This window comes from Burkholderia sp. MR1-5-21, from assembly GCF_053427715.1.
This window is the reverse complement of record NZ_JBSAXD010000137.1, coordinates 1-387: the sequence shown is the minus strand read 5'-3', so window position 1 is coordinate 387 and position 387 is coordinate 1. Positions and strand designations below refer to the sequence as shown.

At 48.6% G+C, this 387-nt stretch carries 1 rRNA gene; it reads right to left on the bottom strand.

The features are described from left to right. Positions 1–150 (bottom strand): 23S ribosomal RNA (locus ACV229_RS40765); the annotation flags it as partial. Positions 151–387: the final 237 nt, after the last annotated feature.

Genomic DNA, 387 nt, shown 5'->3' with positions numbered 1-387 from the left:
ATGGATACTCCAAAAGGAGTGGGTTTCCCCATTCGGACATCCCCGGATCAAAGCTTGTTTGCCAGCTCCCCGGGGCTTTTCGCAGGCTACCGCGTCCTTCATCGCCTGTGATCGCCAAGGCATCCACCACATGCACTTGTTCGCTTGACCCTATAACGAGTCTGTCTCGTTACAGGTTTGAGTTCTCGCGTTGTGCCGTATTCCAATTGAGCCGAACATAAGTTCGAATCATCTTGAGATACATCGATACAATCACAACCCGGATAGTTTCCACGTCCATCTCAAAGACGCTTCCGCTATCCAAATTACTTACTTCTTCCAGATTGTTAAAGAACGACAGCCGATATGGTGTTACTCATATCACTCTGACTGGCTCAATCGCCAATG